Below are 13,473 nucleotides of genomic sequence, written 5' to 3' on the forward strand. Positions count from 1 at the left end.
CTTGACGCTCGCCACGGCTCCCGGGTTTAGCTCAGAAGCCGATCTCCTCGCGGACCAGCACGACCGTGCCACGGCCGGCCTGGAACTCGCGCTCCATGATGAGCAGCTTGCCGATGAACGACTCGAAGCCCTTCACCCGCCACCGGTCGTGCTCACGCGGGAAGCTGTAGTGGCGCACCCGGCGCAGTGCCGTCTCCAGGTCCGGCACGATCTTCTGCGCGCCGACCACCCAGACCGCGCGCTCGGCGCCGGCCGCGTACGGGCCGAGCTGGCTGCCGCTCGCCGACACCGCCACCAGCACGCCGTCCTCGGTGATCGCGTGCACGCTGCCGACGATGACGTCCGGCGCGGCGCCCAAGCTGATCTGCGTGCGTACGTCGGTCGGGTCGACGTCGGCGAGCGCGGCCCGCACCGACCGGAACTCACCCGACTCGTCGACGTCGGCCTGGATGCCGGAGATCCGCAAGGTCTCGCTGACCGCGGTGAACACCGCCTTGTCCCGCGGTAGGAGGTCGCGCACCAGCGCGCGGGCGTCCTCGACGGTGTCCACGACGTGGGCGGTGTAGCCGCGCTCGGTCAGCCCCTTCGCGGCCCGGCTGAGCTGCTCGTCCGTGGCGGGCACGGCGAACGACTCGTCGGCCGGGATCGGCTCGATCACTGACTCGGTGCTCAACGTTGTCCCCTTCGATGGTGGTTCCGTTTGGTAACTGACCCCATCTTGAGGAACCATGGAGGGAGCTGCCAGATGGCACCTTTTTCTGCCTCGGTGACCTGGAGGTAACCATGCAGGTGGACGACGCGGAGTCGAGCCGACTGTGTCACGCGCGACAGATCCTGGACCGCGTCGGCGACAAGTGGTCGATCTCGGTGATCAACGAGCTGGGCAACGGCACCCGCCGGTTCACCGAGCTCAAGCGCGCGATCGACGGCATCAGCCAGCGCATGCTCACCGCGACCCTGCGCACCCTGGAGCGCGACGGCCTGGTGCACCGCACCGTGCACCCGGTGGTGCCCCCGCGGGTGGACTACCGGCTCACCGACCTCGGGCGGACCCTGCTCGGCACCGTGTGCAACCTGATGGACTGGGCCGTCACCCATGCCGACGACATCGACGAGGCCCGCGCGACCTACGACGGCAAGCCGGACAGCAAGCCGGAAAGCCGCGCGGGCTGACTCCTCAGAGCTCGCCGGCGATGAACTTCTCCACCGCGTCGTAGGCCTCGGAGTCGGAGTACTGCTCCGGCGGCGACTTCATGAAGTACGACGACGCAGACAGGATCGGCCCGCCGATGCCCCGGTCCAGCGCGATCTTGGCGGCACGCACCGCGTCGATGATCACGCCGGCGGAGTTGGGGGAGTCCCACACCTCGAGCTTGTACTCCAGGCTCAGCGGCACGTCGCCGAACGCCTTGCCCTCCAGCCGCACGTAGGCCCACTTGCGGTCGTCGAGCCACGGCACGTGGTCCGACGGTCCGATGTGGACGTCGGCCTTCGCCATCTCGTGCGGGATCTGCGAGGTGACCGACTGCGTCTTGGAGATCTTCTTGGACTGGAGCCGCTTGCGCTCCAACATGTTCATGAAGTCCATGTTGCCGCCGAAGTTGAGCTGGTACGTGCGCAGCAGCTCGACCCCGCGGTCCTCGAAGAGCTTGGCGAGCACCCGGTGCGTGATCGTGGCGCCCACCTGGGACTTGATGTCGTCGCCGACGATCGGGATGCCGGCCTCGGTGAACTTGGCCGCCCACACCGGGTCGGAGGCGATGAACACCGGCAGCGCGTTGACGAACGCCACCCCGGCGTCGATCGCGCACTGGGCGTAGAAGCGGTCCCCGTCCTCGGAGCCCACCGGCAGGTAGGACACCAGCACGTCGGCCCGGGACTCGCGCAGCGCGGCGACGATGTCGACCGGCTGCTCGTCGGACTCGGTGATGATGTCGCGGTAGAACTCGCCGAGACCGTCGAAGGTGTGCCCGCGCTGCACGCTCACCCCGAGCGGCGGCACGTCGCAGATCTTGATGGTGTTGTTCTCGCTCGCGACGATCGCCTCGGACAGGTCGCGGCCGACCTTCTTGGCGTCGACGTCGAACGCGGCGACGAACTCCACGTCCCCGACGTGGTACTCGCCGAACTGGACGTGCATCAGGCCGGGAACGCGAGAGGTCGGGTCGGCGTCGCGGTAGTAGTGCACGCCCTGCACCAGCGACGCCGCGCAGTTGCCGACGCCGACGATGGCCACCCGGACACTGCGGCGCTGTTCGCCCATGCCGGTTCTCCTTCTCCCTGTGTGTCCGCGGCCGCTCGTGGGCCACGGAAATGCCGAGTCGCAGATCGGCGCTGACCTGCCGGCGCCCTGGTCAGTTCTCCTAGGGGCTGCCGTCCTGCCGTTCCTTCTGGTCCCTCTGTTCGCTCGCGATCAGCTCGTTGAGCCAGCGAACCTCCCGCTCGCTGTGCTCGAGCCCGAGCCGATGCAGCTCGCGGGTGTAGCGGTCGATCTGCTCACCCGCTCGTGCCATCGAGGAGCGCAGCCCCTCGCGCCGCTCCTCGACCCGACGCCTGCGGCCCTCCAGGATGCGCATCCTGACCTCGGCCGGCGTGCGGGAGAAGAACGCCATGTGAACACCGAAGCCCTCGTCGTCGTAGGCCTGCGGCCCGGCGTCGGCGAGCAGCTCGGCGAACCGCTCCTTGCCCTCAGCGGAGAGCTTGTAGACCCGCTTGGCCCGCTTTCCCCAGCTCCTGGCCCCGCGCTCGTCGGCGGAGGGGGGCGGGGTCTCCTCAACGATGAGGCCCGCCTTGAGCAGCCGGCGCAGCGTCGGGTACAGCGAGCCGTAGGAGAACGCCCGCAACGTGCCGAGCATGTCGCTCAGCCGTTTGCGCAGCTCGTAGCCGTGCATCGGGACCTCGTGCAACAGCCCGAGGATCGCGAACTCGAGCACCGGCGCCCTTTCTCGTGCGTGCTGACCTACTCGTTCACTATATCGCGCCGATACATCAGCGTGGTGTACGAAAGGTAGACGTGGTGTTGATCACCACACCCAGTGGCAATCGGCACGCCGTTGTCTGCCGTCGTTCCGGGCATGATCGCTGGTCAGATCACGGGTACAACGCAGAGTCGCGAATCGCCCGCGTGCCGTATGCCAAACAGCGTCTCGACGTGGTAACGGTGCCGCGTACGCTGTGGGGCGTGCAAACTCAGCGGCAGGTGGTTGACTACGCGCTGCAGCGCAAGGCGCTGCTCGCGGAGGTTTACGCTGGCCGCGTCGGCACCATGGAGGTGTGCGACGCCAACCCCTACCTGCTGCGGGCCGCGAAGTTCCACGGCGCACCGAGTGACGTGACCTGCCCCGTCTGCCGGAAAGAACCCCTGACCAGGGTGTCGTGGGTCTACGGTGACGAGCTGAAGCACGCCTCGGGGTCGGCGAGGGCACCGGAGGAACTCGCCAGGATGGCGAACCTCTTCGAGGAGTTCACCGTGTACGTAGTGGAGGTGTGTCGTACCTGTGGATGGAACCACCTGGTGCAGTCATACGTCCTGGGGACGCCTGGACTCGAGACCCGTAAGCCACGCAGAAGGACAGCGGCGGAGTGAGCCTTTGCTCCGACGCAGATGACCACCGCACGGCGCGTCGCTGTACTGCGCCGCTCTGGGAGGCCTGTAAGTGAACGACCACAGCAGCCACCGGCGACGTGCCAGCCAGTCACCGGCGTGGCCCACCGGCGACGACCCCGACGCGCCCGCGCAGCGCGAGCAGCCGCAGGAGCGCACCGGGTTCTGGAGCCCGTTGTGGGACGACGATGACGACGAGCCCGCCGGCCGCTCGACCGGCCGGGGAGGCGGGAACGGCGCACCCGGCCCCCGCCCCAACGGCTCGAACGGGTCCACCGGTCGCAACGGGTCGAACGGCGCCAACGGGTCGAACGGCCGCTCGTCGCACCGGCTGCCCGACCGCGACGCCCGGCCCGACAACGACCCTCGTGGCGCGGACCCTCGCGGCGCCCACCGGGCCGGCCAACCGGCCTCGCGGTCCACGCCGCGTCCCTCCGGCGGCCCGGTGTGGCCGAGCGAGGAGCCACCCCCCGGCCCGCCGCGCCCGGGAGGCCCGAACAGTCCGAACGGCTTGGGCGCCGCCCGCCCGCCGGCCGGCCCGCCCACCCGCGTGGTGCGCCCCCGCCCGCCCGGCCCGCCGCGCCCGGGTGGCCCCGGTGGTCCTGGCCGCCCCGGCGGTCCCGGTGACATCCCGGACGGTCCGACCGAGCTGCTGCCCGCCGTGCACGGTGGTCGCAGCACCCGCCCCGAGCCGGAGCTGCTGACCCACCGCGAGCTCGACTACGACGACAACCTCTACGACGAGCCGGACCGCCAGCGGGTACTCACCGACGACGACGACGAGGACGCCCCGCTCACCGACGAGCAGCGCCTCAAGCGCCGCAAGAAGATCTGGCGCCGGGTCCGCCGCACGGCTTACGTGTTCATCGCCCTGATGATCATCGGCCCGCTGATCGCCTTCTTCGTCGCGTACCAGATGGTCGAGGTGCCCTCGCCGGAGTCGATCAAGCAGGTGCAGGGCCAGAGCGTCGTCCTGGAGTACGCGGACAAGTCCGAGATGGCCAAGGTCGCGCCCGACAACGGCGAGAACCGCACCATGGTCAAGTACAAGGACATCCCCGAGACCGTCCTGCACGCGGTGTTCGCGGCCGAGGACGCCGGGTTCATGACCAACCCCGGCTTCGACATCACCGGCGTGATGCGGGCCGCGTGGAACCAGGTCAGCGGTGGTTCCGGTGGTGGCTCCACGATCACCCAGCAGTACATCAAGAAGGCCACGAACAACGAGGAGAAGACCGTCTCGCGCAAGGCGCTCGAGGTGGTCAAGGCCTACAAGATGAACAACACCTACACCAAAGAAGACATCATCACGGCCTACCTGAACACGGTCTACTTCGGCCGCAGCGCCTACGGCATCTCCGCCGCGGCCAAGGCCTACTACAACAAGGAGCTCAAGGACGTCACGCCGGCCGAGGCGGCGCTGCTCGCGGGCATGATCCAGAACCCGAGCCGCTACAAGGAACAGGCGTACATGGAGAAGCGCTGGAACTACGTCATGGACCAGATGGTGGCCAACAACTGGTTCCCGGCGAGCAAGCGCAGGTCCGAGAAGTTCCCGACGATGCAGCCGCTCGACGCGGCCCGGCCCAAGGCTCTCGAGGGTCCCCGCGCACACATCCAGACCGCGGTGTTCAAGGAGCTCGAGGCGGTGGCCGGGATCTCCAAGGAGGAGCTCCACGAGAAGGGGCTCGTCGTCCGGACCACCATCGACAAGGGCGCCCAGACGCTGGCCGAGAAGTCGGTCCTCGATGTGACGAAGGACCAGCCCCCGCAGATCCTGCCCGCGATGGCGGCGGTCAACCCGAAGGACGGCTCGATCGTCGCCTACTACGGCGGCAAGAACGGGCTCGGGCTCGACTGGGCCGCCCAGCCGCAGGAGCCCGGCTCCTCCTTCAAGCCGTTCGACCTGGTCGCCCTGCTGCAGCAGGGCAAGGGCCTCACCGAGAAGTACGACGGCACCTCGGGCCGCAAGTTCCAGGGCCGCGACGCGGAGGTCCGCAACTCCAGCGGCGCGTCCTGCGGCAAGCAGTGCACCGTCGCCGAGGCCATGAAGAAGTCGATCAACACGGTGTTCTACGACATCGCGGTGAACACGGTCGGCACCAACCGGGTGGCCGCCGCCGCGCGGGCCGCGGGCATCGTGTCGGACCTGAACGGCCCCAACAAGGACGACACCCAGCCGCCGGACGGCAACATCGCGATCGGCGGTGGCGACACCCAGGTGTCCACGCTGGAGATGGCCGCGGCGTACTCGACGTTCGCCAACGGCGGCACGTACCACAAGGCACACCTGGTCTCGTCGGTCGTCTGGCCCAACGGCCAGGTGTACTGGCAGGCGCCGGACACGTCGAAAGCGGCCTTCGACGCCAAGGACGCGCAGAACAACCACAAGATCGCCCGCAACGTCACCGAGTCGCTCATGCCGGTGCTCCAGTACTCCCACCTCGAATGCGCCGACGGCCGCGAGTGCGCCGGCAAGACCGGCACCCACCAGCTCGGCACCTCCGAGGACAACGCGAAGGCGTGGATGGTCGGCTACACGCCACAGATCTCCGTCGCGGTGTCGATGGGTGCCGAGGACGGCAAGGGCAAGCAGCTGCCGTTGCTCAACTCCGGGGGCAACATCGTCTACGGCTCCGGACTGCCGGGCAAGGTCTGGAAAGCGTTCATGGACGGCTACCTCAAGGGCAAGCCGAAGGAGGAGTTCGGCCGCTTCGACCCGATCGGCGAGAACTTCCACACCTCCCAGACGCACACCCAGAGCCAGTCCCAGGACAACAACACGGGCCGGGGCAACGGCAACGGTGGCGGCAACGGCAATGGTGGCGGTCGCCAGACCACGACCGCCAAGCCGCCCAACACCACCACCACGAACCCGGGCGCGACCAACCCGTCCATCCCGGGGACCTCCGGCTCCAACCCGTTCCCCTTCCCCGGTGGCGGCGGCGGAGGCGGGGGCTGACCCGCGACGAGGTAGCTCGTCGGGCACCGGGCGGCGCCCCGTAGCATCGCCCGCGTGCCAGGCGAGACGGAGACTCCCCGCGATCATGACGATCGCAGTGACGACCTGATCGAGGACCCGACCGACGACCCCGCCGATGATCGCGACACCGAGCGCGACGGCGGGGTCGTCGGCGCTTCGGTGGGGGTCGACGGCGAGGTCAGCGACACGGCCACGCTCAGCCCGGCGCAGCGCGTGGTGCCCACCTGGACCGAGCCGCTCGCGAGCGCGGCCAGCACCCCCGTCGGCGGCCCGCTGGGCACGCACGCGGCGATCGGCCGGCACTGGTTCTGGACCCCGCTGCGGGTGGCGCTGCTGATCGCGGTGATCGGCCTGGCCATCGGCTGGTTCGGCAAGGCGGCGTGCGCCCAGCAGTACTACAACGAGGACAGCAAGCAGCTGGAGCTCGACTGGCGGTCGAACCGGCCCTTCGCCGCCATGTGCTACTCCGACATCATCCCGCTGTACTCGGCGGAGCGGCTGAACGAGGGCGGCTTCCCCTACAAGACCAGCTGGATCGACGACAAGGGCAAGCCGACCGCGCACGTGCGGTACATGGAGTACCCGGTGCTGACCGGGCTCTTCCAGTGGGTCAACGCCAAGCTCACCGACGGCTGGGTCGCGATAGCCGACGCCGGCTGGCTCCCCACCGGCCTACCGGTCACGATCTTCTTCGACATCTCCGCGTTCTGGCTCGCGCTGGCATGGTTGGTGACGATCTGGGCGGTGACGAGAACCGCGCGCCTGCGCCCGTGGGACGCCGCCCTGATCGCGGCCTCCCCGCTGCTGATGGTCCACGCGTTCACCAACTTCGACACGGTGGCCACCGCGTTCGCCGCCACCGGCCTGCTCGCGTGGGCCCGGAAAAAACCCGTGCTGGCCGGCATCCTGCTGGGCCTCGGCGGCGCGGCGAAGCTGTACCCGCTGTTCCTGCTGTTCCCGCTGCTGGTGTTGTGCGTTCGCGCCGGCAGGACCCGGGACTGGGCCCGATGTACGTTGGCCGCGATCCTCGCCTGGGCCGTGGTGAACGCGCCGATCATGATCGCCTACCCGCGCGGCTGGTGGGAGTTCTTCCACCGCAACAATCTGCGCGGAGCGGATCCGGACTCCCTGTACAACGTGGTCAGCCAGTTCACCGGCTGGCCGGGGTTCGACGGCCCGCTCGGCTTCAACCAGACGCCGACGTGGCTGAACACGGTCAGCGCGCTGCTGTTCCTGCTCTGCTGCGCGGGGATCGCGTTCGTGGCCCTGCACGCGCCGATGCGGCCGCGGGTGGCGCAGCTGGGCTTCCTCGTGGTGGCCGCGTTCCTGGTGACCAACAAGGTGTGGAGCCCGCAGTACTCGCTGTGGCTGGTGCCGCTCGCGATCCTGGCGGTGCCCCGCTGGCGGATCCTGCTGGCCTGGATGACGCTCGACGCGCTGGTCTGGGCCCCGCGGATGGCGTTCTACCTGGGCGATGACAAGAAGGGCCTGCCGGTCGACTGGTTCCTGTCGTTCGTCGTCCTGCGCGACCTGGCCGTGATCGCGCTGTGCGTGCTGGTGGTCTACGAGGTCTACCACCCGGCCCGCGACCTGGTCCGCCGCGGCGGCGGCGATGCTCCCGTGGACGACCCGGTCGGCGGCGTGCTGGACGGCGCGGAGGACAAGCTCACCCTGCGGGTCGGCCGCGTGCGCCGGCCCGACAAGGTCGAGTCGTCAAGCTCGGCCTAACGCGGTGGCCGGCTCGGCAGGCGTGCCCTCGTCGGGGTCGTCGGCCAGCGGGGGCTGGTCGTCCACTGTGGACTTGGCGGCCAGGAACGCGAAGAACAGGCCGACCAGCAGCGCCGCCCGGCCCCACACGCCGATCATGACCGCCTGCGCGGCGAAGCCGTCGTAGATGCCGCCGTGCTTGCCGTAGAAGATCTCGTAGTACCAGCGGAAGATGCCGATGCCCATCGCCAGGTCGGCGAGGAAGTACGCCACGATCCAGCCCCACCGGATGCGCATCAGCACGAACATCGGCACCAGCCAGAGCGTGTACTGCGGCGAGTGGACCTTGTGCAGCAGCAGGAACCCGCACAGCATCGCCGCGGACACCGCCACCCAGGGGTAGGTGCCCTGCCGCTGGTAGCGCACCCAGCCCAGCGCGCACGCGACGACGAACGACACGAGCATCAAGGTCGGCGACAGCACGCTGATGAGCTGCTGCACCTGCTCGTTGTCCGGGTCGGAGTCCGGCCGCAGGCCCCAGAACCAGATGGAGTTCGTGGTGAGGTCGGCCTTGCGCAGCATCTGGAACGTGAACGACGCCTTGAGCCCCTCGAACCCGGCGATCGCGAACGGGATGTTCACCAGCACCGCGGTGCCGAGCGCGACCGCGCCCACCCGCACCGCGCCGGCCCAGTCCAGCGCCCTTCGCTTGGCCCGCCCGGCGAGCTCGCGGCCGCCGCGGCCACCCGTGAGCACGTAGAGCATCAGCGGCAGTACGAAGATCGCCGGGTACACCTTGAACGCGAAGCCCAGCCCCAGCAGCACCGCGGACATCGTGGCCCTGCTGCGCAGCGACCGGTTGGCGCCGCGGGCGCCCCAGCCGTGGTGCACCACGTAGACCGCGGCCACCGCGCACAGCACGACCGGGAGCTCCCAGTTGTGGAACGCGTACATGACCAGCGGCGGGCCGATCGCCCACAGCAGTGCCCGCCAGCCGGCCAGCCGGCCGAGCAGCCACGCCGTACACAGCCCGAACGGGGACAGCACGAGCGCCGAGAGCAGCAGGAACTGCGCGTCGGTGTGCGCGAACAGCGCCGAGGCCCAGATGATGAGGCCGGTGAGCACCGGGTACTCGACGACGCCGCCCACGGGCTGGCCGTCCTCGGTGAGCTTGCCGTCGACGTAGGGGAACACGTGCCGGTCGATGTCCCGGCCGATCCACAGGAACTGGATGTCGGAGTAGCAGACGTCCTGCTTGCTGCGCAGGTCGTAGTCCGGGCCGCTGCGGCCGAGCTCGTCGAACCGCGGGCCGGTGCACCGGTCCTTGTTGACGAAGCCCAGGATGAGCGTGACGCCGCAGAACAGCACCAGCATGATCAGCGCGAGCGGGCCGAGCCGGGACGCGGTGCGGGCGACCCGGCCCCGGGACGGGATGTGCTCGTCCGGGGTGGCGACCTCGGACACGGGATCGTCCGCCTTCCTCTCCGCCGCCGCACCGGCCGGCAGGGCGCTCACCGCCCCGTGGCCTCGCGCAGGAACGCGATGTCCTCCGCCTGGCCCTCGGCCGGGGTCTCGACCACGACCGGCGAGCCCGCCTCCTTGGCCACGGCCGCCAGCAGCTCCGGCTCGATCATGCCAGTCTTGATGTTGGCGTGCCGGTCCCGGGCGGAGTCGAACTCGTCGCGGGAGCTGTTGAGGTGCACCAGGTCGATGCGGCCGGTGATGGCCATGACCCGGTCGACGATGCCGGACAGCTCCTCGCCGGCAGCGTGCGCGTGGCAGGTGTCGAGACAGAAGCCGGCGCCGAACTCGCCCACCTCGTCCCACAGCCGGGCCAGCACGTCGAACTTGCGGGCCATGGCGTTGTCGCCGCCCGCGGTGTTCTCGATGAGGATGGGCAGCGGGAACCCGCCGGCCTCGGCCTGACGCTCGAAGAACTTGCGCCAGTTGACCAGGCCCTGCGCCGGATCCTCGCCCTGGATGACGTGGCCGCCGTGCACGATGAGGCCCTTGGCGCCGGTGGCCGCCGCCGACTCGGCGTACTGGGTGACCGTCTTGCGGGACGGGATGCGGATCCGGTTGTTGGTGGAGGCGATGTTGACCGGGTACGGCGAGTGGACGAACACGTCGATGCCGGCCTCGCGCAACGCCTCGGCCTGCGGGTGCGGCGGCTGTGCCTTCCAGCTCTGCGGGTCGCCGAGGAAGAACTGGACGACGTCCGCACCTCGCTCGCGCGCGGCGCCGAGCGGGTCGTCGCTGTGGATGTGCGCGCCGATGCTCATGGCCCGCGAGCGTAGTCGGCACGTCCGACACAAACGGGAGGCGCCCGTCCGCTCGCCACTACTCCGGACGGCCTACCCCGAACGGGTCCAGCCGGCGCGCGGAATCGATTCGCCTGGTCACCGTCACCGTAGCGGGCTACCGTCGTTAGATCTGACAGGTGGCTACCGACGAGTACCGACCGGGAGGACGACATGCGACGGCGTGCGCGAGGCTTCGCAGCCGCGGCGGCACTCGTCCTGGGTGTGTGCGCCACCGCGCTGGTCTCCAACGGCACCGCCAACGCCGCGGAACCCATCGTGGTCGGCGACTGCTCCACCACCGTCCAGGGCAGGCCCGGCCAGCCGCTCGCGTTGCGCCCGGCCGCGGTGCTCGCGCCGGTGCTGAACGTGGTCCGCGCGGTGCCGGTCCTCGGCCCCACCCTCGCCGGCCCGGTCAACACGCAGATCTCCCGCATGGGCAACATCCCGCTCGGATCGCTGCCCGCCACCGACACCTCGATCTCCGGCAGCCAGATAGCCACGGCCGCGCTGCCCCAGATCCAGGCGGCCATCAAGAACATCCCGCTCATCGGCGGCGTGCTCGCGCAGATCCTCGGCGGTGTGCAGAGCGCGCTGGCCTCGGGCTGCGGGATCGTCGTCGACGTCGTCAACCAGGTCGCCGCCCCGGTCCAGGACGGCGCCAAGGCCGTCGCCGACGCGTCCCAGAAGGCCGTCGGCGGACTCATTCCCGGCGGCGCCACCGGGCCCGGGCCGGGCGTACCCGGCGGGACCCCGGGCGGCGGCACCGGCCAGACCCCTGGCGGTGGCGGCAACCCGAACACCGGCATGCCCTCGCCGAACCAGCCCCCGGTCGGCGGCTACCAGTCCGGCGGCTGGTCGCTCTACCAGCCGGGCCTGTGGAACTTCGGCCGCTCGCCGATGGCCGACTACAGCTCCATCCCGTTCGCCCGCCCCGGCCTGTTCGCCCCCTCGCCGGGCGTCCGCTACGGCGGCGGCGTGCCCGGCTACACCCCGCAGTTCGGCATCCTCGGCACCGACAACCCGGGCGACGGCGTGCAGGCGGCCGGCCGGGCCGAGGCGCTGACCCCGCCGGAGGGCCAGAAGATCGCCTTCCCGGTGCTGCTCGCGGTCCTCGCGCTGTCCGTCGTCACCGCCGCGCTGGTCCGCACGTGGGTGCTGCGCAGGACGCCCTCGGTCGCCCTGTAGCCTGTCTCTCGCAAGACCCCTCCTGCCACGGAGAGTCCGTGGCCGCAGAGTCCACAGGAGGTGAGTGGTCTTCATGCGTCATTACGAGGTCATGGTCATCCTCGACCCCACACTCGACGAGCGCACTGTCGCTCCGTCGCTCGACACGTTCCTCAACGTCATCCGCACTTCCGGCGGAAACGTGGAGAAGGTCGACGTGTGGGGTAAGCGTCGGTTGTCGTTCGAGATCAACAAGCACACCGAGGGCATCTACGCGGTGCTCGACGTGAACGCCGATCCGGACGCGGTGAAGGAGCTGGACCGCCAATTGGGACTCCAGGAGTCGGTGCTGCGGACCAAGGTCCTGCGGCGCGACCCTGCCGGGGCCTGAGACCGGGAGGTACAGCTATGGCTGGCGACACCATCATCACTGTCATCGGCAATCTCACCGCCGACCCCGAGCTGCGGTTCACGCAGTCCGGCGCCGCGGTGGCCAACTTCACCGTCGCATCGACGCCCCGGACATTCGACCGCCAGAGCGGCGAGTGGAAGGACGGCGAGGCGCTGTTCATGCGGTGCAACATCTGGCGGCAGTCCGCCGAGAACGTGGCCGAGTCGCTCACCCGCGGCGCCCGCGTGATCGTCAGCGGCCGGCTCAAGCAGCGGTCCTTCGAGACCCGCGAAGGTGAGAAGCGCACCGTCGTGGAGCTCGAGGTCGAAGAGGTCGGCCCCAGCCTGAAGTACGCCACCGCCAAGGTCGCGCGCGTCCAGCGCAGCGGCGGGGGCGGCGGCTACTCCGGTGGCGGGACCTCCGGAGGCGGCGGGGACGACCCGTGGGCCTCCAGCCCCGCCCAGGGCGGCAGCTCAGGGGGCGGCCAGTCCGCGCCCCAGGGTGGCGGCCAGGGCAACCAGGGCGGTTCCTGGGGTGGCCAGCAGGGCGGTCAGCAGGGCGGCGGAGCGCCGCAGAACGACCCGTGGGCGAGCAGCGGCTCCGACGAGCCCCCGTTCTGATCCACACCAGTTCCACAGACCAGCCCACCATTCCGGCGTGAGCCGGGCTCACAGAAGGAGCACCACAATGGCCAAGGCAGTCATTCGCAAGCCCAAGAAGAAGGTTTGCCAGTTCTGCAAGGAGAAGGCGACCGGTGTCGACTACAAGGACACCAACCTCCTCCGCAAGTTCATCTCCGACCGCGGCAAGATCCGCGCGCGTCGGGTCACCGGCAACTGTGTCCAGCACCAGCGCGACGTGGCCATCGCCGTCAAGAACGCGCGCGAGCTCGCCCTGCTGCCCTACACGTCCACCGGTCGCTGAGAGGAGTCCCCTGATGAAGCTCATTCTGACCCAGGAGGTCTCCGGCCTCGGTGCTGCGGGCGACGTGGTCGAGGTCAAGGACGGCTACGGCCGCAACTACCTCGTTCCCCGTGGCCTGGGCATCCGCTGGAGCCGTGGCGGCGAGAAGACCATCGAGTCGATCAAGGCTGCCCGCACCGCCCGTGCGGTCCGCGACGCGGACCACGCCAAGGAGGTCAAGAGCAAGCTCGAGGCCAGCGCGGTCAACGTGAAGGTCCGTGCCGGCGAGGGCGGTCGCCTGTTCGGCGCCGTCACCACCTCGGAGATCGCCGACGCGATCGGCGAGGTCTCGGGCGAGAAGGTCGACCGCCGCACGATCGTCGTGGCGAACCCGATCAAGTCGCTCGGCGCCCACGAG

Annotated in this window: 14 protein-coding genes; 9 read left to right on the forward strand and 5 right to left on the reverse strand. The window is 69.8% G+C overall.

Annotation, left to right across the window (positions count from 1 at the left end; genetic code table 11):
- Positions 1-31: 31 nt before the first annotated feature.
- Positions 32-673 (reverse strand): LUD domain-containing protein, encoded by a 642-nt coding sequence (locus VGD70_RS33700; protein ID WP_331088633.1) that lies wholly within the window; start codon positions 671-673, stop codon positions 32-34.
- A 110-nt stretch (positions 674-783) separates the two neighbouring features.
- Between VGD70_RS33700 and VGD70_RS33705 the strand changes: the two genes are divergently transcribed.
- Entirely contained in the window at positions 784-1,173 is a 390-nt protein-coding gene (locus tag VGD70_RS33705) for a helix-turn-helix domain-containing protein (RefSeq protein WP_331088635.1), read from the forward strand.
- Positions 1,174-1,177: 4 nt separating this feature from the next.
- On the opposite strand, the gene VGD70_RS33710 is transcribed toward VGD70_RS33705, so the two are convergent.
- Together VGD70_RS33710 and VGD70_RS33715 are read right to left on the reverse strand one after the other, a co-directional pair.
- Positions 1,178-2,263, reverse strand: coding sequence for an inositol-3-phosphate synthase (locus tag VGD70_RS33710; protein ID WP_331088637.1), 1,086 nt, complete (start codon positions 2,261-2,263; stop codon positions 1,178-1,180).
- Positions 2,264-2,363: 100 nt separating this feature from the next.
- Positions 2,364-2,933 (reverse strand): PadR family transcriptional regulator, encoded by a 570-nt coding sequence (locus VGD70_RS33715; protein ID WP_331088639.1) that lies wholly within the window; start codon positions 2,931-2,933, stop codon positions 2,364-2,366.
- A gap of 248 nt (positions 2,934-3,181) precedes the next feature.
- Here VGD70_RS33715 and VGD70_RS33720 point away from each other — a divergent pair, with 248 nt between their 5' ends.
- From VGD70_RS33720 to VGD70_RS33730, 3 genes are all read left to right on the forward strand, one after another.
- Positions 3,182-3,586 carry a DUF5318 domain-containing protein gene (locus tag VGD70_RS33720; protein WP_331088657.1) on the forward strand — a complete coding sequence of 135 codons (405 nt, stop codon included), beginning with the start codon at positions 3,182-3,184 and terminating at the stop codon, positions 3,584-3,586.
- A gap of 70 nt (positions 3,587-3,656) precedes the next feature.
- A complete protein-coding gene (locus tag VGD70_RS33725; RefSeq protein ID WP_331088641.1) occupies positions 3,657-6,566 on the forward strand; it encodes a transglycosylase domain-containing protein in 2,910 nt (969 codons plus the stop codon).
- A gap of 180 nt (positions 6,567-6,746) precedes the next feature.
- Positions 6,747-8,315: a glycosyltransferase family 87 protein gene (locus VGD70_RS33730; RefSeq protein ID WP_331088659.1), complete on the forward strand. Its 1,569-nt coding sequence runs from the start codon at positions 6,747-6,749 to the stop codon at positions 8,313-8,315.
- Here VGD70_RS33730 and VGD70_RS33735 read toward each other — a convergent pair.
- Positions 8,301-9,809, reverse strand: coding sequence for a glycosyltransferase family 87 protein (locus VGD70_RS33735; RefSeq protein WP_414638128.1), 1,509 nt, complete (start codon positions 9,807-9,809; stop codon positions 8,301-8,303). The two genes, VGD70_RS33730 and VGD70_RS33735, sit on opposite strands and share 15 nt — an antisense overlap.
- Entirely contained in the window at positions 9,806-10,576 is a 771-nt protein-coding gene (locus VGD70_RS33740) for a deoxyribonuclease IV (protein ID WP_331088643.1), read from the reverse strand. The genes VGD70_RS33735 and VGD70_RS33740 overlap by 4 nt, the downstream gene beginning before the upstream one ends.
- Positions 10,577-10,768: 192 nt before the next feature.
- Between VGD70_RS33740 and VGD70_RS33745 the strand changes: the two genes are divergently transcribed.
- The 5 genes from VGD70_RS33745 to rplI all read left to right on the forward strand — a co-directional run.
- Positions 10,769-11,782 (forward strand): hypothetical protein, encoded by a 1,014-nt coding sequence (locus VGD70_RS33745; protein WP_331088645.1) that lies wholly within the window; start codon positions 10,769-10,771, stop codon positions 11,780-11,782.
- Between the two features lie 73 nt (positions 11,783-11,855).
- The gene (rpsF, locus tag VGD70_RS33750) at positions 11,856-12,152 is read left to right on the forward strand and encodes a 30S ribosomal protein S6 (protein WP_291411596.1); all 297 of its coding nucleotides are present in this window, start codon (positions 11,856-11,858) and stop codon (positions 12,150-12,152) included.
- Positions 12,153-12,169: 17 nt separating this feature from the next.
- On the forward strand, positions 12,170-12,772 hold the full coding sequence (locus VGD70_RS33755) for a single-stranded DNA-binding protein (RefSeq protein WP_331088648.1): 603 nt from the start codon (positions 12,170-12,172) through the stop codon (positions 12,770-12,772).
- Between the two features lie 67 nt (positions 12,773-12,839).
- The gene (gene rpsR, locus VGD70_RS33760; RefSeq protein WP_331088650.1) at positions 12,840-13,076 is read left to right on the forward strand and encodes a 30S ribosomal protein S18; all 237 of its coding nucleotides are present in this window, start codon (positions 12,840-12,842) and stop codon (positions 13,074-13,076) included.
- 13 nt (positions 13,077-13,089) lie between these two features.
- Positions 13,090-13,473, forward strand: a 384-nt coding sequence (gene rplI / locus VGD70_RS33765) for a 50S ribosomal protein L9 (RefSeq protein WP_331088652.1), incomplete at its 3' end; no start/stop codon positions are given.

It is taken from the genome of Actinophytocola sp., from assembly GCF_036402745.1.
In the GTDB taxonomy this organism is placed as follows: domain Bacteria; phylum Actinomycetota; class Actinomycetes; order Mycobacteriales; family Pseudonocardiaceae; genus Actinophytocola.